At 58.7% G+C, this 19,871-nt stretch carries 27 protein-coding genes; 17 read left to right on the forward strand and 10 right to left on the reverse strand.

What is annotated here, in order from left to right:
* Positions 1 to 5: 5 nt before the first annotated feature.
* Positions 6 to 926, reverse strand: a complete 921-nt coding sequence (gene cbiB / locus ACR0LH_RS18035) for an adenosylcobinamide-phosphate synthase CbiB (protein WP_480721958.1) — start codon at positions 924 to 926, stop codon at positions 6 to 8.
* Positions 923 to 1,891: a threonine-phosphate decarboxylase gene (locus tag ACR0LH_RS18040; protein ID WP_480721959.1), complete on the reverse strand. Its 969-nt coding sequence runs from the start codon at positions 1,889 to 1,891 to the stop codon at positions 923 to 925. Before ACR0LH_RS18040 ends, cbiB begins: the two co-directional genes overlap by 4 nt.
* A gap of 179 nt (positions 1,892 to 2,070) precedes the next feature.
* Between ACR0LH_RS18040 and ACR0LH_RS18045 the strand changes: the two genes are divergently transcribed.
* Complete coding sequence (locus tag ACR0LH_RS18045; protein WP_170413874.1) at positions 2,071 to 2,433, forward strand: response regulator; 363 nt, start codon at positions 2,071 to 2,073, stop codon at positions 2,431 to 2,433.
* Here ACR0LH_RS18045 and ACR0LH_RS18050 read toward each other — a convergent pair.
* The gene (locus ACR0LH_RS18050) at positions 2,415 to 3,404 is read right to left on the reverse strand and encodes a glutathione S-transferase family protein (RefSeq protein WP_480721960.1); all 990 of its coding nucleotides are present in this window, start codon (positions 3,402 to 3,404) and stop codon (positions 2,415 to 2,417) included. The genes ACR0LH_RS18045 and ACR0LH_RS18050 overlap by 19 nt on opposite strands.
* A gap of 211 nt (positions 3,405 to 3,615) precedes the next feature.
* Between ACR0LH_RS18050 and ACR0LH_RS18055 the strand changes: the two genes are divergently transcribed.
* Positions 3,616 to 3,969, forward strand: a complete 354-nt coding sequence (locus tag ACR0LH_RS18055) for a hypothetical protein (protein WP_480721961.1) — start codon at positions 3,616 to 3,618, stop codon at positions 3,967 to 3,969.
* 35 nt (positions 3,970 to 4,004) lie between these two features.
* On the opposite strand, the gene ACR0LH_RS18060 is transcribed toward ACR0LH_RS18055, so the two are convergent.
* Positions 4,005 to 5,177 carry a MalY/PatB family protein gene (locus ACR0LH_RS18060; protein WP_480721962.1) on the reverse strand — a complete coding sequence of 391 codons (1,173 nt, stop codon included), beginning with the start codon at positions 5,175 to 5,177 and terminating at the stop codon, positions 4,005 to 4,007.
* A 94-nt stretch (positions 5,178 to 5,271) separates the two neighbouring features.
* On the opposite strand from ACR0LH_RS18060, the gene def (ACR0LH_RS18065) reads away from it, so the two are divergent.
* The 5 genes from def (ACR0LH_RS18065) to ACR0LH_RS18085 are packed head-to-tail and all read left to right on the forward strand — an operon-like array spanning position 5,272 to position 7,719.
* Positions 5,272 to 5,790, forward strand: a complete 519-nt coding sequence (gene def, locus ACR0LH_RS18065; RefSeq protein ID WP_480721964.1) for a peptide deformylase — start codon at positions 5,272 to 5,274, stop codon at positions 5,788 to 5,790.
* Positions 5,787 to 6,281, forward strand: coding sequence for a peptide deformylase (gene def, locus ACR0LH_RS18070; RefSeq protein ID WP_170554659.1), 495 nt, complete (start codon positions 5,787 to 5,789; stop codon positions 6,279 to 6,281). Before def (ACR0LH_RS18065) ends, def (ACR0LH_RS18070) begins: the two co-directional genes overlap by 4 nt.
* Positions 6,282 to 6,323: 42 nt before the next feature.
* Positions 6,324 to 7,238 carry a methionyl-tRNA formyltransferase gene (gene fmt, locus ACR0LH_RS18075; RefSeq protein ID WP_480721965.1) on the forward strand — a complete coding sequence of 305 codons (915 nt, stop codon included), beginning with the start codon at positions 6,324 to 6,326 and terminating at the stop codon, positions 7,236 to 7,238.
* A gap of 6 nt (positions 7,239 to 7,244) precedes the next feature.
* Positions 7,245 to 7,481 (forward strand): hypothetical protein, encoded by a 237-nt coding sequence (locus ACR0LH_RS18080; RefSeq protein ID WP_480721967.1) that lies wholly within the window; start codon positions 7,245 to 7,247, stop codon positions 7,479 to 7,481.
* Position 7,482: 1 nt separating this feature from the next.
* The gene (locus ACR0LH_RS18085) at positions 7,483 to 7,719 is read left to right on the forward strand and encodes a GlsB/YeaQ/YmgE family stress response membrane protein (protein ID WP_170413888.1); all 237 of its coding nucleotides are present in this window, start codon (positions 7,483 to 7,485) and stop codon (positions 7,717 to 7,719) included.
* A 52-nt stretch (positions 7,720 to 7,771) separates the two neighbouring features.
* Here the strand turns inward: ACR0LH_RS18085 and ACR0LH_RS18090 are convergent, their stop codons facing one another.
* From ACR0LH_RS18090 to ACR0LH_RS18115, 6 genes are all read right to left on the reverse strand, one after another.
* Positions 7,772 to 8,395 carry a trimeric intracellular cation channel family protein gene (locus ACR0LH_RS18090; RefSeq protein ID WP_480721968.1) on the reverse strand — a complete coding sequence of 208 codons (624 nt, stop codon included), beginning with the start codon at positions 8,393 to 8,395 and terminating at the stop codon, positions 7,772 to 7,774.
* On the reverse strand, positions 8,392 to 8,859 hold the full coding sequence (gene rnhA / locus ACR0LH_RS18095; RefSeq protein WP_170567762.1) for a ribonuclease HI: 468 nt from the start codon (positions 8,857 to 8,859) through the stop codon (positions 8,392 to 8,394). Before rnhA ends, ACR0LH_RS18090 begins: the two co-directional genes overlap by 4 nt.
* The gene (locus ACR0LH_RS18100) at positions 8,852 to 9,439 is read right to left on the reverse strand and encodes a class I SAM-dependent DNA methyltransferase (RefSeq protein WP_480682289.1); all 588 of its coding nucleotides are present in this window, start codon (positions 9,437 to 9,439) and stop codon (positions 8,852 to 8,854) included. The genes rnhA and ACR0LH_RS18100 overlap by 8 nt, the downstream gene beginning before the upstream one ends.
* Complete coding sequence (locus ACR0LH_RS18105; protein ID WP_480721969.1) at positions 9,436 to 9,888, reverse strand: DUF3429 domain-containing protein; 453 nt, start codon at positions 9,886 to 9,888, stop codon at positions 9,436 to 9,438. Before ACR0LH_RS18105 ends, ACR0LH_RS18100 begins: the two co-directional genes overlap by 4 nt.
* Positions 9,885 to 10,835: a 4-hydroxy-3-methylbut-2-enyl diphosphate reductase gene (gene ispH / locus ACR0LH_RS18110; RefSeq protein ID WP_480721970.1), complete on the reverse strand. Its 951-nt coding sequence runs from the start codon at positions 10,833 to 10,835 to the stop codon at positions 9,885 to 9,887. The genes ACR0LH_RS18105 and ispH overlap by 4 nt, the downstream gene beginning before the upstream one ends.
* Positions 10,836 to 11,023: 188 nt before the next feature.
* Positions 11,024 to 11,596: a LabA-like NYN domain-containing protein gene (locus ACR0LH_RS18115; protein ID WP_170388228.1), complete on the reverse strand. Its 573-nt coding sequence runs from the start codon at positions 11,594 to 11,596 to the stop codon at positions 11,024 to 11,026.
* 140 nt (positions 11,597 to 11,736) lie between these two features.
* Between ACR0LH_RS18115 and folK the strand changes: the two genes are divergently transcribed.
* The 10 genes from folK (at position 11,737) to rnc (ending at position 19,870) form a co-directional block, all read left to right on the forward strand.
* Positions 11,737 to 12,306 carry a 2-amino-4-hydroxy-6-hydroxymethyldihydropteridine diphosphokinase gene (gene folK, locus ACR0LH_RS18120; RefSeq protein ID WP_480721971.1) on the forward strand — a complete coding sequence of 190 codons (570 nt, stop codon included), beginning with the start codon at positions 11,737 to 11,739 and terminating at the stop codon, positions 12,304 to 12,306.
* Between the two features lie 94 nt (positions 12,307 to 12,400).
* The gene (gene rpoZ, locus ACR0LH_RS18125; RefSeq protein WP_142639234.1) at positions 12,401 to 12,754 is read left to right on the forward strand and encodes a DNA-directed RNA polymerase subunit omega; all 354 of its coding nucleotides are present in this window, start codon (positions 12,401 to 12,403) and stop codon (positions 12,752 to 12,754) included.
* 26 nt (positions 12,755 to 12,780) lie between these two features.
* A complete protein-coding gene (locus ACR0LH_RS18130) occupies positions 12,781 to 14,913 on the forward strand; it encodes a RelA/SpoT family protein (RefSeq protein ID WP_170485960.1) in 2,133 nt (710 codons plus the stop codon).
* A gap of 16 nt (positions 14,914 to 14,929) precedes the next feature.
* The gene (locus ACR0LH_RS18135) at positions 14,930 to 15,628 is read left to right on the forward strand and encodes a DUF2062 domain-containing protein (RefSeq protein ID WP_170388234.1); all 699 of its coding nucleotides are present in this window, start codon (positions 14,930 to 14,932) and stop codon (positions 15,626 to 15,628) included.
* Entirely contained in the window at positions 15,621 to 16,373 is a 753-nt protein-coding gene (locus ACR0LH_RS18140; protein WP_170567751.1) for a pyridoxine 5'-phosphate synthase, read from the forward strand. Before ACR0LH_RS18135 ends, ACR0LH_RS18140 begins: the two co-directional genes overlap by 8 nt.
* Positions 16,374 to 16,395: 22 nt before the next feature.
* Complete coding sequence (locus tag ACR0LH_RS18145) at positions 16,396 to 16,848, forward strand: ABZJ_00895 family protein (protein WP_480721972.1); 453 nt, start codon at positions 16,396 to 16,398, stop codon at positions 16,846 to 16,848.
* A gap of 52 nt (positions 16,849 to 16,900) precedes the next feature.
* On the forward strand, positions 16,901 to 17,878 hold the full coding sequence (locus tag ACR0LH_RS18150) for an NADPH:quinone reductase (protein WP_480721973.1): 978 nt from the start codon (positions 16,901 to 16,903) through the stop codon (positions 17,876 to 17,878).
* 1 nt (position 17,879) lies between these two features.
* Positions 17,880 to 18,299: a holo-ACP synthase gene (acpS, locus tag ACR0LH_RS18155; RefSeq protein ID WP_170388243.1), complete on the forward strand. Its 420-nt coding sequence runs from the start codon at positions 17,880 to 17,882 to the stop codon at positions 18,297 to 18,299.
* Positions 18,300 to 18,356: 57 nt separating this feature from the next.
* Positions 18,357 to 19,196, forward strand: a complete 840-nt coding sequence (gene lepB / locus ACR0LH_RS18160; protein WP_480721974.1) for a signal peptidase I — start codon at positions 18,357 to 18,359, stop codon at positions 19,194 to 19,196.
* Entirely contained in the window at positions 19,193 to 19,870 is a 678-nt protein-coding gene (rnc, locus tag ACR0LH_RS18165) for a ribonuclease III (RefSeq protein ID WP_480721975.1), read from the forward strand. The genes lepB and rnc overlap by 4 nt, the downstream gene beginning before the upstream one ends.
* Position 19,871: the final 1 nt, after the last annotated feature.

The raw sequence follows: 19,871 nt of genomic DNA on the forward strand, positions 1-19,871 counted from the left end.
ATCCGTCAGAAAACAAAGCTGATACCAACCCACACCGACACGAGGCCCAGTGCAAGCCCCCAGACCCTCCAAAGCAGGTCACATGCGCGGAAAATTTCCGGCGCGCCGATGTCCCGTGGGGCGTCGCCGTTTACCCATGCCAGATTGCGAAGCTGGCCATCATAGCTGCGCGGCCCTGCCAGGGCGAGGTTCAGTGCGCGCGCCGTGGCAGCCTCGGGCCACCCCGCGTTGGGCGAAATATGGCGCTGTGCGTCGGCCACCATCTCGGGCCAGCGCGACCACTGACCGGACAGCGTAACGATCATCGCGCAGGTCAAGCGGGCCGGTATCAGATTCAGCGCGTCATCCAACCGCGCCGAAGCCCAGCCGAAGTCACGGTATTCTTCGGTGCGATAGCCGATCATGCTGTCGGCCGTGTTGATGGCCTTATAGACCAGAAGCCCTGGTAGGCCAGCGACCAGAAACCAGAACGCGGGCGCGATTACCCCATCGCTCAGGTTTTCGGCCGCACTTTCAATGGCTGATCGCGCGACCTGAGCTTCTGTCATGTCCCGGGTGTCGCGCGACACGATCATGGCAACCTTAGCTCGGCCCTCGGCCAGCGAGACCCGCAGCCCGTCCCCTACATCGCGGACGTGAGACACCAATGATTTCTGGGCCAGCAAAATCGCGCAGACGATGATCTCGGCCACAGGTCCAAGGAATGACAGCGCTAGCCCCAGGATCACTGCCCCACAAACCAATAGCAGCGCAACCGCCACCCCTTTCAGACGCCGATGCCCTCGGTGGTTCAGACGTTTGTCCAGCCATTGAATGACCGATCCAGTGATGACTGCCGGGTGGCGTAGACGCGACCAAAGCCAATCGGGTTCGCCAAGCGCGGCGTCCAGACACATCGCGCAGACCAGCAGAAAGGCGGTGCTCACAGTGCGGCCTCCAGCCTGTCCCATCCGTTGACCGGGGGCAGGCCAAGACGCAGGTAGGTCTTGGAATAGGGGAAAATGCGGCTCCAGATATGCGCCTGCGCCAATCGGTCCTGCCAATCGGCGGCGCTGTCGACTTCGTACAGTCGGAACAGTGTGGTGCCGCCAATCAAGGACGCACCGTGTGAGGTGATCAGCCGGTCCAGGCGGTCGGCCTCGTCCGTTAGCCGTGCGCGCGTCGCGTCGGCCCAGCCCTTATCCCTTAGCGCACGCTCTCCGATCCTTAGGGCGGGGCCGGAGACGGCCCAAGGCCCGGTCAGATCGTTGAGCTGTTTGATCAGGTCGGGATGGCCGATCGCAAATCCCAGGCGCAGCCCGGCGAGCCCCCAGAATTTCCCGAAACTTTTCAACACGATCACGCCGGGTTTCGCCGCCATGTGGATTAGGGAGGCCTCTGGACAGACATCGCAAAAGCTTTCGTCGATGATGGTCAGGGGGGCGTCCGCGTCGGCTTCGGACCAGATGCGCCCGTCCGGGTTGTTTGGGTGAACGATCACACGCGCTGCGGCCGGACCTTCGGATTGAACCGTCCAGCCCTGCGCGGCAAATGCGGCTGCGTGCTCGTTGTACGTTGGCGCCGTGATGTGAACGCGGCCCGCTTGGGCAAGTGCGGGGATACGCGCGATCACCGCAGAGGCGCCGGGCGATGGTAAAATATCGGCACTACCGGGCACAGACCAACAGTCGCGGGCTGCGGCGGTCAAGCGTTCAAAAGCGCCATGGTCGGGAAGATCGGTCCAGTCGGATGGGATCAACCCATCAATGCTGTAAGGGTGCGGGTTGATGCCGGTGGAAAGGTCAATCCAATCTGCGCGAGTCCCACCGTAGGTGGCTATGGCCCCGTCAAGCCCGCCGCCATGATCACGCGCCGCGCGCGGGTTCAGAGTATGAGTATGAGTTGCCATCATAACACTTGCCGGAATCGCTTGTATCGGCGCGTTTCAAGCGGATTTTTGCCGCATACACAAGCAAATCCGCGTGATTGAGGGGTGAATCGAGGCCATTAACACTTTGTTAAGGAAATAGCGTGATCACAAAGTTCAGGGTTCGGCACCACCCGTTCTACCCTGTGCCGAGGTTGTTGCTAATGAATGTTTTGATTGTTGAGAGTAACCCTGATCTAGGTCGGGTCTGGAAAAGGCATCTACAGCGCCAGGGCGCCGAAGTGACGCTTGTGACCGGGCAAGAGGCCGCGATCCTTGCGCTTTATGGCGCTGAGTTCGATATCATCGTGCTGGACCTGGTTCTGGAAACTGGCAGCGCGCTGGCTGTTGCTGATTTCGCCAGCTACCGTCGACCGGGCGCGCGGGTGATATTTGTCACCAACACGACCTTTTTCTCGGATGGGTCGATCTTTGCGCACAGCCCGAACGCCTGCGCCTATGTGCAAAGTGCAACGCCGCCAGAAGATCTGGCGGCGATGGTCGAACACTACGCGGCGGGTCGCTGACCGCGACCGTGCGGCTCCATGTAATCCAGCACGGGGTTTACCGGAATAATCCGATGCGGATTTATGCTGTCGTGACTGTAGTGATAGTGGCGCACGATGTGGGTCATGTTCACCGTCGGCGCGACGCCCGGCCATTGGTATAGCTCGCGGGTATAGGCCCACAGGTTCGGATAGTCGATCAGCCGTCTTCGGTTGCATTTGAAGTGCAGGTGATAGACCGGGTCGAACCGGATCAATGTTGTGAACAGCCGCCAGTCAGCCTCGGTGATCCGGTCGCCCAAAAGGTAGCGATTTGCGCTCAGGCGATTTTCTAACCAGTCCAATGTATCGAAAAGCGGCGCTACAGCGGCGTCATAGGCTGCTTGGGTCGTGGCAAAGCCCGACTTGTAGACGCCGTTGTTAACGTCGGAATAGACGCGCGCGTTCACCTCTTCGATGTCGTCGCGCATTGCCTCTGGCCAGTAATCGTCGGTGTTTCCCGTGATCCCGTTGAAGGCCGAGTTGAACATGCGGATAATTTCAGAGCTTTCGTTCGAGACAACGATTTCTAACTGTTTGTCCCAAAGGATTGGCACGGTCACACGACCCGAATAGCCTGGGTCAGCCTTGGTGTAGACTTGGTGAGCAAAGTCCAGCCCATAGAGGTTGTCCCCAGTTGCGCCGTCGCTGTCTGTTACGAATGTCCAGCCTTTGTCCAGCATATCGGGGTGAACCACTGACACCGTGACAAGGTCGCTTAGCCCCTTCAACTCTCGGAAGATCAATGTGCGATGCGCCCATGGGCAGGCATAGCTGACATACAGGTGATACCGCCCCGCTTCCGCTTTGAAGCCGCCTTTGCCCGACGGACCTGCGCTGCCATCTGCAGTCAACCAGTTGCGAAACTGAGCCGCGCTGCGCTTGAACGCGCCACCCGTGGATTCGGTGTCATACCAGGTGTCGTGCCATTTGCCCTCGACCAACAGGCCCATGCTGTGTTCCTCCGCATTTCGATTTTCCAAACATAGGGGGCCGCCTTCATCGTTCCCATCCGACGGAACGCGCAGACCGTCTGCACATGTGCACAGATCGGACTGGGATTTCATGCAACAGGCAGGAAACCTAAGATTTTATCATTAGGACTTTACTGGATTTTTACTTTCGTGTCCGCACAATAGGAGTCCGCTGCGGGGGGAATTTGTAATGACGACCTATGTTTCAAAGGAAATGAGCGCTGAACTGGACGCTGCGCGAATCGCGGGGCTCAAGAAAGCCAGCAGGCTGCGTGTCGAATTTGGCGACAATACGTTTAAAATTCTAAGATTGTGGAAAGATGGATTCACGGTCGAGGCCGAAACTACGCCTCGGCTACGCGGGCTTGTCGACATCTACGATGGCGCAAACCACCTGTATCAATGTCTGATCATTGCGGATCAGGACGAAGCAGGCGAAATGCGCTATGAGTTCAAGCGCAGCACTGCCGCGGCTGACAAGGCCCCGCTGGATTTTTATCGCGATCCTGACGCGCCCATCGCGCTTTTGGAGCACAAGGGCTGAGTGACTGCCCAACAGGGTTACCGTTGGGCATAGATTTACTGCAAGTCTGCAAACGCCAGTTTCAATCGGGTGCAAGCCTCTTCGATGCGGCTGCGTTGGGTGGCTAGGTTGAACCGCTCGAACGTTTCCCCACCTGCGCCGAAACCGGGCCCGGAGGACGTTGCAATCCGCGCATCATTTCTAAGGCGGTGGATGAACTCATCGTGATCCATCCCAGTGCCCGAAAAATCGACCCAAGCCAAATAGGTCGCCTGAAGTGGCATCGAACAAAGGCCGGGAATGTCCGCGATCGTCGCATCGAATAGTTTGCGGTTGCCGTCCAGATGCGCGATCTGTTCGTCGACCCATGCGGCACCCTCGGGCGAATAGGCCGCCATGATCATGGCCACGCCCAAAGCGCTGGGCCCATAGTCCAGCGTGTTGAGGCGATGGATCATCGTTGCGCGCAGTTTCGGGTCAGGAATGATCATGTTGCCGGTACGCTGACCGGCAATGTTGAACGTCTTGGAGGCTGCTGTCAGCGTCACCGTCCACGGGCGCGCATCGGGTGCGGCCACGTCCATCGGGACAAAGGTGCTGCCGGGATAGACCAGATCATGGTGAATCTCGTCAGACACCAGCACAAGCCCGTTGCGTTCGGCAAAGGCTGCCACAGCGCGTAGCTCATCCGCAGTCCAGACCCGGCCAGACGGGTTCTGCGGTGAGCACCAGAGAAGCATCTTTTCCGACCCGTCCAAGCGCGACTGCGCGTCGTCCAAATCAATGGTGTAACTGTCGCCCTCTCGTACCAACGGGCATTCCACCACGCGGCGACCGGTTTTGTTCACCTTGTGGGCGAACTCATGATAGACCGGCGTGAATATGACCACGCCGTCCCCCGGCTCGGTCCACACATCCAGACACAGTGCGATCGCGTTGCCCAGACCTTGCGAGGTCAGAACCCAGTCTGTGTCGATGTCCCACCCATGACGGTTCTTCATCCACCACTGGACCGAGGCCAGATAGTCAGGGTGCGCCCACGAATAGCCGAAAACGCCGTGTTCTGCGGCCTTGCGAACGGCCTCAATGACGCAGGGCGCGCTGGGATAATCGGAATCTGCCGTCCACATCGCCAGCCCGTCCTGCGGCGACACGCCGTAGAGTTGCTCCATCTTGTCCCATTTTGAACTGTGAGTGCCCCGGCGGTCGATCAGGTCGTTGAAAGTCATGTCTTCTCCATCTGTCCGCAGGAAAGCTAGCTACAATTTTGACAGGTGCAAGGGGGGCGTTGCGGTGGGGCGTGTGATGGCCTAAATCAACCTCATGAAACGCTCAATTCTTATCCATCCCGACCCCCGCCTGAAAAAGGTCTGCGCCCCTGTGACCGACCTGTCGGACGAGCTGCGTCAACTGGCCGATGACATGTTGGAAACCATGTATGACGCCCCCGGCATCGGGCTGGCCGCGCCGCAGATCGGTGTGTTGGATCGGCTGATCGTGATGGACTGCGTCAAGGAAGAGGGCGAGACACCGCGCCCGCTGATCATGTTCAACCCCGAAATCATCGCATCCTCGGACGAAACCAACGTCTATGAGGAAGGCTGCCTTTCGATCCCCGAGCAATACGCCGAAGTGACCCGACCCAAAGTCGTTGAGGTCGCGTGGATCGACCGCGATGGAAACGCGCAGCAGGAAACCTTCGGTGACCTCTGGGCGACCTGCGTGCAGCACGAGATAGACCATTTGAACGGCAAGCTGTTCATCGACTATCTCAAGCCGCTCAAGCGCCAGATGATCACGCGCAAGATGCAAAAGCTAAAGCGTGAAAAGGCCCGCGCATGACGGTCCGTACTTGCCTGCCGTGGCCCGACAAACGCCTGCGCACCAAGGCCGAGGCCGTGACCGAGATCACCGACGATATTCGCACGATCTGGAACGACATGGTGGATACGATGGAGGCGATGCCCGGTGTGGGCCTTGCCGCGCCTCAGATCGGGGTGATGCTGCGACTGGCCGTCGTGGATGGCTCGACCGAGCGGGGGCGGGCCGTGCGATTGGCGAACCCCGAGATTCTGCACAGCTCGATCGAACTGCGTGAGCATGATGAGGCCAGCCCAAACCTGCCCGGTGTCTCGGCCAAGGTGAAACGGCCGCGTGCGGTGACGGTCAAGTTTCTGAATGAACAGGGCATGATTGACCGTCGTGATTTTGTCGGGATCGAGGCCACAAGCGTGCAGCACCAGATCGACCATCTGAACGGAAAGATGTATTTCGACCGGCTCAGCAAGGTCAAACGCGACATACTGCTGCGCAAAGCAAAGAAACTCGCGTAGGCTGGGCTTTAGCCCGGCACCACCCAATCCTTGGAGCAGATCATGCGCATAATTTTCATGGGAACGCCCGAATTTTCGGTGCCGGTTTTGGACGCGCTGGTTGAGGCCGGGCACGAGATTGCCGCTGTATACTGTCAGCCGCCGCGCCCGGCGGGGCGGGGTAAGAAAGACCGCCCGACACCGGTTCATGCACGGGCCGAGGCGTTGGACCTGACCGTGCGCCACCCTGTTTCCTTGAAGTCCGAAGAAGAACAATCCGCTTTCGCTGCCCTGCAGGCTGATGTGGCGGTCGTCGTGGCATATGGCTTGCTGTTGCCTCAGCCCATTCTGGATGCGCCGCGACATGGGTGCCTGAACATCCATGCGAGCCTGCTACCCCGCTGGCGAGGTGCCGCGCCGATTCACCGTGCGATCATGGCGGGCGATGCTCAGACCGGTATCTGTATCATGCAGATGGAGGCAGGGCTGGACACCGGCCCCGTCTTGCTGCGACAGGCCACCGATATCGGAGAGCAGGAAACGACCGACCAACTTCATGACCGGCTTTCTGAGATGGGCGCGGAGCTGATCGTACAGGCGCTGGCCAGACTGCCAGAGCTGACCCCGGCAAACCAGCCCGACGATGGCGTGACTTATGCCACCAAGATCGACAAATCCGAGGCACGCATCGACTGGACCCGCCCAGCGGTTGAGGTTGATCGCCAGATACGCGGATTGTCACCCTTTCCCGGCGCATGGACCTTGGTTGAAGGCGAGCGGGTCAAACTGCTGGCCTCTTGTCTCGCCCAGGCGCAGGGCGCCCCCGGTCAGGTTCTGGACGACGCGCTGTGTGTCGCCTGCGGAGAAGAGGCCGTGAAACTGCTGCGCTTGCAAAGGGCGGGCAAAGCCGCGCAGGATACAGAAACGTTCCTGCGCGGCTGGCCAATCCCGGCCGGCACGCTTTTTCAATCGGAGTAATGCCGCATGTTCATGATCCTGATGGGCACAGTCGTGATCGCCGGGATCGTGGGATACCTGTCAGAGAAAACCGGTTTCACACATAACGGTTACGTGCCATCCATCATAATATGCGTCGGTGGGGCTTTTCTGTTTTATTTTATCCGTATCATGTTCGGCATCAGCTTTGGCGCGCCTGGCCTGAAAGCTGTGATCTCATCCATCGGCGCGCTGATCATCGTGCCGACGCATTGGAGGAAATGACATGCCCGTAATCGCTCTGATTGTGATCGGCGCGGCCGCAGGGTTTCTGGCCACACGTCTGATGCGGATCGAGGCTGACATTCCAACAACGATGCTTATTGGCATCGTCGGCGCACTGGTCGGCGGGTTTCTTCTGCGCGCATTGATAACCGTTGCTGGCTGGCTGTCCGGTTTCGTTGGTGCCGTTCTGGGCGCATTGCTGGTGATCTGGATCTGGCAAAAATATCTGCGCCGCTGATCTGCTTGGCCGCTGTCGGACCAATACACGATATTTGGCCCAGGATTCGTAGCTAACGACGCGGTGGCCGGCTTTTGTAGACGGGCAGTCGCCAGCCAAACAGTAACGATCCAGCTCTGAGAGCCCAACAGACAAGCGCACAAGCGGCAAGCGCTGCAAGGGTATCGAGCCCAAAACGGGTTGCAAGAACGGCGGTCAGAGCACCGGTAAAGGCGCAAGACACGTAAAGCTCGCCCTGTTTCAGAACCAGTGGGACCTCATTGCAGACCACGTCGCGCATCAACCCGCCGAGGCAACCTGTGATGATCCCCATCAAAACGACGATGATGCCGGAATGACCCAGTGACAAAGCGGCAGCCGTTCCAGCGGCAACGGCGATGGACAGGGCAAAGCTGTCCAGCCAGACCAGCCAGCTATACCGGCTTTCCACCAGGTGTGCCGTGAAGAACACCAACGCGGCAGCACCGGTCGCGATCAGAATGTAATTGGGCTGCCCAACCCAGAAAACAGGGTGCCGGTCCAGCAGCAGATCACGCACTGTGCCGCCGCCAACCGCGGTCAGGCAGGCAATGAACGCAAAGCCGACCAAATCCAACTGCGCCCGGCTTGCAACCAAAGCGCCCGTCAACGCAAACACAAAGACCGAGGCATAGTCGAGCAGCGCCAGACCGCTCACGCCTTTTCCTTTTTCGGCTTGAACGGAGCCATGCCAGCACGGGCCAGTTCATCTGCCTTTTCGTTCTCGGGGTGACCGGCATGTCCTTTGACCCACTCCCACGTCACATCGTGGCGGGCCTGCGCTTCATCCAGCCGTTGCCACAGATCGACATTCTTGACAGGCTTTTTGTTCGAGGTTTTCCAGCCATTGCGCTTCCACCCGAAAATCCAGCCGGTCACGCCGTTCTTTACATAGGCGCTGTCTGTAACGACCGTGATATTCGACGCCCGTTCCAGTGTTTCCAGCGCGCTGATCGCGGCCAGCAGTTCCATGCGGTTATTGGTGGTTTCGGCCTCTCCGCCGCTCAGCTCGCGTTCTTTCAGAACGGTGTCGCCATCCATCGCGCGCAGCAGCACACCCCACCCTCCGGGGCCGGGATTGCCGGAACAAGCCCCGTCTGTATAGGCAAACAGTTCAGGCATGCGCGAGCACCAGAATGAAGCCGTCGTAAGACCCGGCCAGCCCCGCTCCGACGCCAGTGGTGATCTGGTCGATGGTAAATCCGGCGGTTGCAAGGGCTGCTTCGATCTCGGTCTGCGAGAAATAGGTATAGAACCGATCCAGATCGTCGCGATGTTCCCCCGTGCCGAGTTTCAGGCCGAGGAAGAAAACGCCCTGAGGTTTCAAAGCGCGGTGGATCGCCGTCAAATGACGTGGGAAATCTTCGCGCGGGGCGTGCAAAAGCGAAAAACTGGCGTAGATGCCGTCATACTCGGCAACCTCGGTCACGTCGTCGAACGTACCAAGATGCGCATCTATGCCATTTTCCCGAGCGTGATCGACAAAGGCCTGTGTTGCGTCCAGCGCCCGAACCCGCAGCCCTTCGCGCTGTAGGAACGCACTGTCTGAACCGGGACCAGAGCCGAGGTCCAGAACATAGCCGCCGTCGATCACCGCTTCGGCAAAGGCCATGCGCGCTTCGATCTGTTCTGGCGGCAGAGGGATGCTCAGGTATTCGGCGACACGGGCTGTGTAGGCGTCGATTGTTTTTTTATCGGTCACAAATACACTCCGACGGCAAGGCAGGCCAAGACAACGGCCGTCAGCAAAATGCGCAGGCGCATCCACCAGACCGGGGTCAGTCGCCAGTATGAAAACATGGCGTCCAATAAAAGCAACCCGGCAAAACCGTACATCAGGCTTGTTCCAGCGCTGACCGGACCGCCGCCTGTCTTGAAGAACGCCCATAGCGCAGGCAGGACCGAGAGTGTGTAACAGGTTGCTGCCTTGCTGCCGGACGTCTTGGTCGCGAATCCCCACAAAACGCCTGACATAAAGCTCAGGATGACAGAGCCGTAAAACAACTGGACATATGGCCCAACAAACCGAGGCCCCAGCGCCTCTTTGCCCCAATCTTTCAGGTCACCGTTCAGATAGGTCAGAGCGCCCCAGACGAATGGGATGAGGCCAGCCAATCCAAGAAACAGGGGCGCGCGTGGTATGCCGCTCATGCCGGTTCCCGCAGCACGCGTGGGACCTTGAACTCGACGTTTTCGACGGCCGTTTCCACCATCTCGACCGTTACGTCATAATGATCGCGGAAGGCGTCAATCACCTCGTTCACCAGCACCTCGGGCGCGGATGCGCCTGCGGTGATCGCGATGCTTGAGATCCCCTCCAACGCGCGCCAGTCGATATCGGTCGCGCGCTGTAAAAGCTGGGCATAGTCGCACCCGGCGCGCGAGGCGACTTCGACCAGACGCCGTGAATTGGACGAATTAGGCGCACCAACCACCAGCAAGGCGTCCGATTTTGGCGCGACAGCTTTGACGGCTTCTTGCCGGTTGGTCGTGGCGTAGCAGATGTCTTCCTTGTGGGGGCCGACAATGGACGGGAACCTGTCCTCAAGCGCGGCGATGATGTCTTTGGTATCGTCCACTGAAAGGGTTGTCTGCGTCACAAACGCCAGCTTTTCAGGGTCGCGCACTTGAACCGTTGCAACATCTTCGACCGTTTCGACCAACAGGACTTCGCCTTCGGGCAGTTGCCCCATTGTGCCAACCGTTTCAGGGTGGCCCTTGTGCCCGATCATGATCATTTGAAGGCCCGCGTCCGCGTGGCGCTGGGCTTCGACATGGACCTTGGACACCAAGGGACAGGTCGCGTCCACATAGATCATCTCGCGCCGAGCAGCAGTTTCCGGGACGGCCTTCGGCACGCCGTGGGCCGAGAAAATCACTGGCCGGTCGTCGGGACATTCGTCCAGTTCTTCGACAAAAACAGCCCCTTTGTCGCGCAGCCCGTCGACGACAAATTTGTTGTGCACGATCTCGTGGCGCACATAGACCGGAGCGCCCCATTTCTGCAGCGCCATCTCGACGATCTTGATCGCCCGGTCGACGCCGGCGCAGAACCCGCGCGGTGCGGCTAGGTACAGGGTAAGGGGGGGCTTGTTCATGTCACGGTCTCCTTGAGGCCACAGGTAAGTCTTTTCCCGGCCTTGGTCCAGACAGGACTGCGTCATTGAACTGACATGAATCAGTGGTAACGGTTAGGTGTTTTAGCACCTGTTTCTAATTTAAGAAGCGCGGTCAGGTGTTCATCCTGACCGCGCTGATTTCCTTCCCGGTACCGAGTGAACCGGTGCTATTGCCCGCTGGCCGCGACACTGCGCGGTTCCATCGGAACTTCACGCGGAGGGCGGCCGATCACGTCGCGCAGGTCCTCCAGTTCGATGAAGTTGTCCGCCTGGCGGCGCAGTTCGTCCGAGATCATCGGCGGCTGGCTGCGAATGGTCGAGACGACCGAAACACGCACGCCCTGACGTTGCAGGCTGGCAATCAGCGGGCGGAAATCCCCATCGCCCGAGAACAGCACGATATGATCCACGCGCGGCGCCAGCTCCATGGCATCCACGGTCAGCTCAATGTCCATGTTTCCTTTGACTTTCCGACGCCCCATGCTGTCGGTGTACTCTTTTGCCGGTTTCGTTACCATGGTGAAGCCGTTGTAATGCAGCCAGTCAACCAAAGGACGGATCGGCGAATACTCGTCATTTTCCAGAAGCGCTGTGTAGTAGAAAGCTCTGAGCATTTTACCGCGGCGCATAAACTCCTGCCGCAGCAGCTTGTAGTCGATATCAAACCCCAGTGCTTTCGCGGCCGCATAAAGATTCGAGCCGTCGATGAACAGCGCTAGCCGTTCGTCTTTATAAAACATAAATAGTTCCTTCCGGTACAAACCAGAGCGCCGGATGTTACGTGAGTGAGTTTAGAAAATGAGCGGCGCGCTGATACGCCTATAATTAGGGCATTTACCGTGTATCGCAAGTATGCAATTCGCCGAATATAGGGAGTAGGATGGGTAAAATCAGGTCAAAAGCGGTGATCGCACTGGGCGCAAATCTCAATTTGAGGGATCATGGACCCAAGGTGACACTTGAAAAGGCACTTGACGCAGTTTCGCGTCACGATGTGGTGATTCGCGCTGTCAGCCGCTTATTCGCAACGCCGTGCTTTCCCGTCGGCGCGGGGCCGGATTACGTAAACGCAGCGGCAATGCTTGAGACTGACCACTCGCCGTCCGAATTGCTGCATATGCTGCATGAGGTCGAACACGAGTTTGGCCGCGAACGGATTCAGCGGTGGGGCATGCGGACCTTGGATCTGGACCTGGTCTGTTTCGACGACGCCACCCTGCCGGATTTTGCGGAATTTGAGCGCTGGCGCACTTTGTCAGCCAAAGATCAAAGGCAACAGGCACCGGATCAGTTGATCCTGCCACATCCACGTCTTCAGGACCGGGCTTTTGTGCTGGTTCCGATGGCGGATGTCGCCCCGGATTGGCGTCATCCGGTGTTGGGTCGAACCACAGCGGAAATGCTTGCGGACCTTCCCGCCGAAGAAGTTGCCGCAGTAACCCCGCTGTGATCGGTGCATTTGCAGCATTTCCTGCTTGTCAAGGCGGGGATTCGCGCTTAGATAAACTTCTTCCTGACATGGACTCAGTAACGGAGAGCGCCCTATGGCCCGCGTGACGGTTGAAGACTGCGTAGACAAAGTGCCAAACCGGTTCGAGCTGGTGATGCTTGCCGCCCATCGTGCGCGCGAGATTTCCGCTGGTGGCCCGATCACCGTGGACCGCGACAACGACAAGAACCCGGTCGTTTCGCTGCGCGAAATCGCGGATGAAACCCAAAGCGCGGACGAGCTGCGTGAGCGCCTGATCGAAGCCAACCAGACCCAGATCGAGGTTGACGAGCCGGAAGAAGACCAGATGGCTCTGCTGATGGGTGCGGAAACCGACAAGCCTGCGGACGATGACATGTCCGAAGAAAAGCTGTTGCGCGCTCTGATGGAGGCTCAAGGCCAGGGGTAATCCCCTCGAACGAAGGTGCGGACCGGATGATTTCTGCTGATGATCTGATTGCGCTGGTCCGCAACTACAACCCCAAGACAAATGCAGACCGAATCGCCCGAGCTTACGAGTTCGGCATGCAGATGCATGAAGGCCAGTTCCGCCATTCGGGAGAGCCTTATTTTACCCATCCCGTTGCCGTTGCTGCCATCCTGACCGAACAGCGTCTGGATGATGCGACGATCATCACGGCCCTTTTGCATGACACGATCGAGGACACCAAGGCCAATTATGGGAAGGTGTCCGACCTTTTCGGCGATGAGGTTGCCAAACTGGTGGACGGTGTCACCAAGCTGACGAACCTGCAGCTTTCAAGCCGCGAAACCAAACAGGCTGAAAACTTCCGCAAACTGTTCATGGCGATGTCCAAGGACCTGCGGGTTATCCTGGTGAAGCTCGCTGACCGTCTGCACAACATGCGCACGATCAAGGCGATGCGCCCGGAAAAGCAGGTCGTCAAAGCGCGCGAGACGATGGATATCTACGCGCCGCTTGCGGGCCGTATGGGGATGCAGTGGATGCGTGAGGAGTTGGAAGACCTCGCATTCCGCGTTCTGAACCCTGAAGGCCGCCAGTCGATTATTCGCCGTTTCATCACATTGCAGCGCGAAACCGGTGACGTGATTCATCGCATCACGGGCGACATGCGGCGCGAGTTGGAAAAGGCCGGGATCGAAGCCGAGGTGTTCGGTCGCGCCAAGAAACCCTATTCGATCTGGCGCAAGATGCAGGAAAAGGATCAGGGCTTCTCGCGCTTGTCTGATATCTATGGGTTCCGCATCATCACCCAGACTGAAGAAGATTGTTACCGGACGCTGGGGGCCATTCACCAGCGGTGGCGCGCTGTGCCGGGACGGTTCAAGGATTACATCAGCCAGCCGAAATCGAACGGGTACCGCTCGATCCACACAACCGTGTCTGGGCGCGACGGTAAGCGGGTCGAGGTTCAGATCCGTACCCGCCAGATGCATGATGTGGCTGAAACAGGTGTGGCGGCGCATTGGTCTTATCGCGACGGTGTCCGCTCGGAAAACCCATTTGCTGTCGATCCGGCGAAATGGATCGCCAACCTGACCGAACAGTTTGACAGCGAGGAGGATCACGAAGACTTCCTCGAAGCGGTCAAGTTGGAGATGTATTCCGACCAGGTGTTCTGCTTTACGCCCAAGGGCGATGTGGTCAAGCTGCCACGCGGGGCCACGCCGATCGACTTTGCTTATGCGATCCACACCCGGATCGGGTCCGCCTGCGTTGGCGCCAAAGTGGATGGTATCAGGGTTCCGTTGTGGACCCGGATCAAGAATGGGCAATCGGTGGATATCATCACCGCCGACGGGCAAACACCGCAGGTCACATGGCTTGAGATCGCGGTGACCGGAAAGGCCCGAACCGCCATTCGCCGTGCCTTGCGCGAAGTGGATCGCGAACGGTTCATCAAGCTGGGCAAAGAGTTGGCGCGATCCGGCTTTGATCACGTCGGGCGCAAAGCGACCGACAAGGCGCTGGATACGGCCGCCAAGCATCTTCGTCTGAAAGACCGGCACGAGTTGCTGGCGCGACTCGGAAGCGCGGAACTGACCGCCCATGATGTGGTCAGCGCGGTCTACCCGGAACTGACTCAGGATGACGGCGACGCGATCCCGCTGCGCCGTGCCGTGATCGGTCTGGAACCCGGGCAGAAGTTCGACCGCGCGTCGTGCTGTCAGCCGCTGCCGGGCGAGCGGATTGTGGGCATTACCTATCGCGGGAAGGGCGTGGTGGTCCACGCCATCGATTGTGACCGCCTGACCGAGTTTGAGGGCGAGCCTGACCGTTGGGTCGATCTGCACTGGCATACCGGAACACACCCGGCTGTTTATGGTGCGACCCTTGATCTGACCATTGGAAATGATGCTGGGGTACTGGGGCGTATTTGCACATTGATTGGCGAGAAAAAGGCCAATATTTCAAACTTGGAATTTGTCGACCGCAAACCGGATTTTTACCGCCTGCTGATCAATGTCGAACTGCGCGACCTGGAACAGCTGCATTCGCTTATGCTGATGCTTGAGGCCGAAAGCGACGTGGCTGCGGTCGAACGTTACAGAGACAGGACCAAAACCGCTGTGGCGGCTGGCTAAGAAGGGGTGATCAGGAGTGGTATTCAAGCGCCGAGATCGACGCTCGCCTGTCCAGATCGCATCAGAATTCGTCTATCCTCGTGGTGGATGGACCCGCGCTTTTCACTACGTCAAACACCGTGTGCGCCGCCTGCCGGATTCGCCTGAGCGCATTGCGCGTGGTATCGGCGCAGGGGTCTTTGCTGCGTTCACGCCTTTCTATGGTTTGCACTTTGTCGTGGCCGCGGTGTGCGCGCGGCTGATCAACGGCAATATTCTGGCCGCGCTCAGCGGGACGTTCTTTGGCAATCCGCTGACCTACGTTCCGATCGGGGTGGTGTGCCTGCAGACAGGGCATTTCTTGCTGGGAACAGAGTTCCAGGAAGGCGATACGCAAGGGCTGATGAGGAAATTCGCCAACGCCCTGCGGGACTTAAAGGACAACCTGATCGCCATGTTCACAGATCGGGTCGCGGATTGGCATGGTCTTGGCGTCTTTTATCGCGAAGTGTTTTATCCTTATCTGGTCGGAGGTATTCTGCCCGGTCTGCTTGCCGCTGCGATCTGTTATTACCTCAGCCTTCCCCTGATACGCACTTACCAGCAGCGCCGCCGAGACAAGATCAAGGCGAAGTTTGATGAAATCAAACGTTTGGCCGAGTCCGGGGCTGCCGTTCCCGTTACAAACCCACTAGGCTCGGGCAAAAATTCGGGAAAGGAATCAAGCGATGTCTGAAAACCATCTGCGTTTGGGTGTGAATATCGACCACGTTGCGACCATTCGGAACGCGCGTGGCGGAGCGTACCCTGACCCGATGCGGGCTGCGAAACTGGCGGAAGAGGCCGGTGCTGACGGCATCACCGCTCATTTGCGTGAGGATCGCCGTCACATTCTGGACGCAGACATTGAAGCGCTGATGGACGTCTTGTCCGTGCCGCTGAACTTCGAGATGGCGGCGACGCCTGAGATGCAGAAAATTGCTCTGCGCCACAAACCGCACGCTGTCTGTATCGTTCCCGAAAAGCGTGAGGAACGCACCACCGAGGGCGGGCTAGAGGTCGCGCGCGAGGAAAACAAGCTGGCCCATTTCATCGCTCCGCTGCGTGAGGCGGGGTGCCGGGTTTCGATCTTCATCGCCGCTGACCAGCGCCAGATCGAAGCGGCTCATCGCATTGGGGCAGAGGTGATCGAACTGCACACCGGCGCTTATTGCGATGCCTTTGCCGAGGGACACTTTGACGAAGCCAACCGGGAACTTGAATCCCTGCGTGAGATGTCTGCCTTCGCACACTCGCTGGGCCTGGAGGTTCACGCGGGTCATGGGCTGACCTATGAGACCGTGAAGCCCGTGGCAGAGTTTCCCGAGGTTCGAGAGTTGAACATCGGTCATTTTCTGATCGGCGAGGCAATTTTTCTGGGCCTCACCCCAGCCATTCAGGAAATGCGCAGGCTGATGGATGAAGCCCGCGTAAACCCGTAGCCTGATCAGGGAAGGCAAGGCGTTGAAAACTATCAACTTGTGGCACTATGCGATCTGGTTGGTCGTGATCCGGTTTTTGCTGCCAATTTCGATCGTCGTGTTGCTTGTTCTGACCGGAATAGACCTGACGAATGTGGGCATTCCGTATTTGTCAGCGATTCTTGCGGCGGCCATTGCCGGGCGTGCGACAGCACGATCCGCGCAGCGTATGCCGCGTATGATCGAAATCCTTCAGTTTGCGGTTGCGGCAACGTTGTTCTTCTTTTTCGTCAACTACGTGGCCTATTTTCTGTTAGCCCTGTCCGGGATCGGTCCGGTGGACATGTTCCTTTTCCGCTTTTGGCACCGCAGTGGCCAAATTGTAGAGTTGATGGCATGGCTAACGATCTGGGCTTTTTTCTCGAACAGCGTGATTTTCTGGCTAGCCATGAAAGCGGAGCTCAGGGCGATGGGCAGAAAGAAGCAAAAGACTTGAAGAACCTGGCCATCGACAAAACTCTGTCAATCAGAACGGGACATGTACCGGCGTGAAAGCAATTACCTACCGAAAGTTTGGACCCGCATCAGAGGTTCTGGAACTGGTTGATATGCCTGATCCCAAGCCCGGACCGGGCGAGGTGCTGGTGCGCGTTCGCGCAAGCGGCATCAACCCGTCCGACGTAAAACTGCGGGGCGGCGCGCGGCCGGGTGCTACCATGCAATACCCCGTCGTCATCCCTCATTCCGATGGGGCTGGCGTGATCGAAGCAGTGGGCGACGGTGTGGATTCCGCCCGGGTTGGTGAAAGAGTCTGGATTTGGAATGGGCAGTGGCAGCGTGCTTTTGGCACAGGTGGAGAATACATCGCCCTGCCATCCGAACAGGCGGTCTACCTGCCTGAAACCACCAGCTTTGCCGAAGGCGCTTGTTTCGGGATACCGGCCATGACTGCTTGGTATGCGCTTTATTGCGACGGTCCGATAACCGGAAAAACCGTTCTGGTTACCGGTGGTGCAGGGACCGTTGGCAGGTATGCCTGCCAAATGGCGGCTCTGGGCGGCGCGCGTGTTATCACTACAGTCAGTTCTGACGAGAAAGCCGCTCATTCCGGTGCGGTTGAATGGGTGAACTATCGCGCGCAGGATGTGGCCGAGGCCGTGATGGACATGACCAACGGTCAAGGCGTGGATCGCATTGTTGAGGTGGATTTCGCCGCCAATCAGCGCGCGTCTTTGTCGTTGATCCGCCTCTGCGGGACGATAGCCAGCTATGCGTCGGCTTCTCAGATGCGGCCAGAGTTGGATTTTTATGGCTTTATGTTCAAGAATATCCGCCTGCACATGCTGATCGTCTATCAGATGGATGCCGCGTCGCGACGCCGGGGTGAAGCGCAGCTTGGTCAATGGCTGGAGCAAAATGCGCTCAGCCACGCGGTTGTGCCTGGCGGCGGGCTGTCGGATGCAGCGGCGGCTCATGAAATGGTAGAAGCAGGGCAGAAGATGGGCTCTGTTGTTCTGGAGGTGTGACGTGATCCTCGGCATTGGCACGGACCTTGCGAATATTGAACGGATTCAGGGTACGCTGGATCGGTTCGGTGATCGTTTCCGCAATCGGGTTTTTACGGAAATCGAACAGCGCAAAGCCGAAAACCGCGCGGATACCGCCGGAACCTACGCCAAGCGCTGGGCCGCGAAAGAGGCGTGTTCCAAGGCGCTGGGCACTGGTCTGCGCATGGGGATCGCGTGGAAAGACATGTCCGTTACCAATCTTCGCACAGGTCAGCCCGTCATGCATGTGACCGGCTGGGCCGCTGAGCGTCTGCGCGAAATGACACCCGAAGGCCACGAAGCGATCATCCATGTTACGCTGACAGATGATCACCCCTGGGCGCAGGCTTTCGTGGTGATTGAGGCGCGACAGCTTCACGAAGGCGCCGTCCGGCCTTGACTAACCGGGCCTCGCCCCGCATGTAGCACCCCAACAAATCAAGGACCGGAGAGCAGTATGGCCGAGGACGTCAAAACCGGAAATTCGGTGTGGGAGACGATCAAAACCATCGTCTACGCATTGCTGATCGCAGGCGTTTTCCGCACGCTGTTCTTTCAGCCTTTCTGGATTCCCTCCGGGTCGATGAAGCAGACGCTGCTGATCGGGGATTTCCTTTTCGTCAACAAGATGGCCTACGGGTATTCTTATGCGTCATGTCCCAGCCTTATCATCCCCAGCTTTGGGCTGAATATTGATGCCAAGGATATTTGCGGCTGGATGCAGGGCGACGACAACTCGCGGATTTGGGAGGGAGAGCCCGAGCGTGGCGATGTCATCGTTTTCCGCCATCCAGCGACTGGTCGTGACTATATCAAGCGTTTGATCGGGCTGCCGGGCGATCGAATTCAGGTGCGTCAGGGTCAGATTATCCTAAATGGCACCCCGGTTCCGCAGCAGCCCGACGGAGTCTTTGCCGAAGTGTCCGCGCCGCAGGGGTCGCAAGGCTTGCGCCCCCGGTGTGAAAACGGACCTGTCGGTTATGGCGGCCTTTGCGAAAAATCTCGCGCGATCGAAACTCTGCCAAACGGGGTGTCCTATGACGTCCTGAATATCGGCAATCAGGGGTCGGACAATACCGGCATCTATACCGTGCCCGAAGGCCATTACTTCTTTATGGGTGACAACCGCGACAACTCGAGCGACAGCCGTCTGCCGCAATCGGCTGGCGGAGTGGGGTATGTTCCCTACGAAGACCTGATTGGTCGCGCTGATCGGATCATGTTCTCGTCCGCAGGGCGTTCGATGCTGTTCTTCTGGACCTGGCGCGGAGATCGGTTCTTTAAGGCGGTGAATTGAAGCTCTCGGCTGACATAAAGGCTTTCCAGCAGCGTTTGGGGTATGAGTTTTCAAACCCCGAATTGCTGGTGCGTGCCCTGACGCACGGGTCGGTGTCGTCGTCGACCCGTCCCGACAACCAGCGTTTGGAGTTTCTGGGTGACCGGGTCTTGGGCCTTGTGATGGCCACGGCGCTGCTGGAGGCCGATAAAAAGGCATCCGAAGGGCAACTTGCGCCCCGTTTCAATGCGCTTGTGCGCAAAGAAGCATGCGCGGATGTGGCACGCCAGATTGATCTGGGGGCTGTGCTGAAACTGGGCCGGTCCGAAATGTTGTCTGGCGGGCGCCGCAAGCAAGCGCTGTTGGGCGATGCGATGGAAGCGGTCATTGCGGCCATATACCGTGACGCCGGTTTTGAGGCCGCGGCAGGCGTGATCGTTCGACTTTGGGGCGACCGGATTCACAATGTCGAGGCGGACGCCCGCGACGCGAAAACCGCGCTTCAGGAATGGGCGCAGGCGCGCGGGCAAAAGCCCCCGTCCTATGTCGAGGTCAAGCGCAGCGGCCCCGACCATGCGCCGGTTTTCACTATCGCGGCCAGACTGCAGGACGGGACTGAGGCGCAGGCCACAGCAGGATCAAAGCGGCAGGCAGAGCAGGCAGCGGCCAAGGCCCTGTTGGATAGTCTGACCTGAT

The sequence above is a fragment of the Ruegeria sp. CL6 genome (assembly GCF_056536465.1).

What these genes read in the sequence shown, in the direction of transcription:
- ACR0LH_RS18040 (WP_480721959.1), bottom strand. Translation starts at nt 1,891, where the DNA reads ATGATGGCAACTCATACTCATACTCTGAACCCGCGCGCGGCGCGTGAT.
- ACR0LH_RS18045 (WP_170413874.1), top strand. Translation starts at nt 2,071, where the DNA reads ATGAATGTTTTGATTGTTGAGAGTAACCCTGATCTAGGTCGGGTCTGG.
- ACR0LH_RS18050 (WP_480721960.1), bottom strand. Translation starts at nt 3,404, where the DNA reads ATGGGCCTGTTGGTCGAGGGCAAATGGCACGACACCTGGTATGACACC.
- ACR0LH_RS18055 (WP_480721961.1), top strand. Translation starts at nt 3,616, where the DNA reads ATGACGACCTATGTTTCAAAGGAAATGAGCGCTGAACTGGACGCTGCG.
- ACR0LH_RS18060 (WP_480721962.1), bottom strand. Translation starts at nt 5,177, where the DNA reads ATGACTTTCAACGACCTGATCGACCGCCGGGGCACTCACAGTTCAAAA.
- def (WP_480721964.1), top strand. Translation starts at nt 5,272, where the DNA reads ATGAAACGCTCAATTCTTATCCATCCCGACCCCCGCCTGAAAAAGGTC.
- def (WP_170554659.1), top strand. Translation starts at nt 5,787, where the DNA reads ATGACGGTCCGTACTTGCCTGCCGTGGCCCGACAAACGCCTGCGCACC.
- fmt (WP_480721965.1), top strand. Translation starts at nt 6,324, where the DNA reads ATGCGCATAATTTTCATGGGAACGCCCGAATTTTCGGTGCCGGTTTTG.
- ACR0LH_RS18080 (WP_480721967.1), top strand. Translation starts at nt 7,245, where the DNA reads ATGTTCATGATCCTGATGGGCACAGTCGTGATCGCCGGGATCGTGGGA.
- ACR0LH_RS18085 (WP_170413888.1), top strand. Translation starts at nt 7,483, where the DNA reads ATGCCCGTAATCGCTCTGATTGTGATCGGCGCGGCCGCAGGGTTTCTG.
- rnhA (WP_170567762.1), bottom strand. Translation starts at nt 8,859, where the DNA reads ATGCCTGAACTGTTTGCCTATACAGACGGGGCTTGTTCCGGCAATCCC.
- ACR0LH_RS18105 (WP_480721969.1), bottom strand. Translation starts at nt 9,888, where the DNA reads ATGAGCGGCATACCACGCGCGCCCCTGTTTCTTGGATTGGCTGGCCTC.
- ispH (WP_480721970.1), bottom strand. Translation starts at nt 10,835, where the DNA reads ATGAACAAGCCCCCCCTTACCCTGTACCTAGCCGCACCGCGCGGGTTC.
- ACR0LH_RS18115 (WP_170388228.1), bottom strand. Translation starts at nt 11,596, where the DNA reads ATGTTTTATAAAGACGAACGGCTAGCGCTGTTCATCGACGGCTCGAAT.
- folK (WP_480721971.1), top strand. Translation starts at nt 11,737, where the DNA reads ATGGGTAAAATCAGGTCAAAAGCGGTGATCGCACTGGGCGCAAATCTC.
- rpoZ (WP_142639234.1), top strand. Translation starts at nt 12,401, where the DNA reads ATGGCCCGCGTGACGGTTGAAGACTGCGTAGACAAAGTGCCAAACCGG.
- ACR0LH_RS18130 (WP_170485960.1), top strand. Translation starts at nt 12,781, where the DNA reads ATGATTTCTGCTGATGATCTGATTGCGCTGGTCCGCAACTACAACCCC.
- ACR0LH_RS18140 (WP_170567751.1), top strand. Translation starts at nt 15,621, where the DNA reads ATGTCTGAAAACCATCTGCGTTTGGGTGTGAATATCGACCACGTTGCG.
- lepB (WP_480721974.1), top strand. Translation starts at nt 18,357, where the DNA reads ATGGCCGAGGACGTCAAAACCGGAAATTCGGTGTGGGAGACGATCAAA.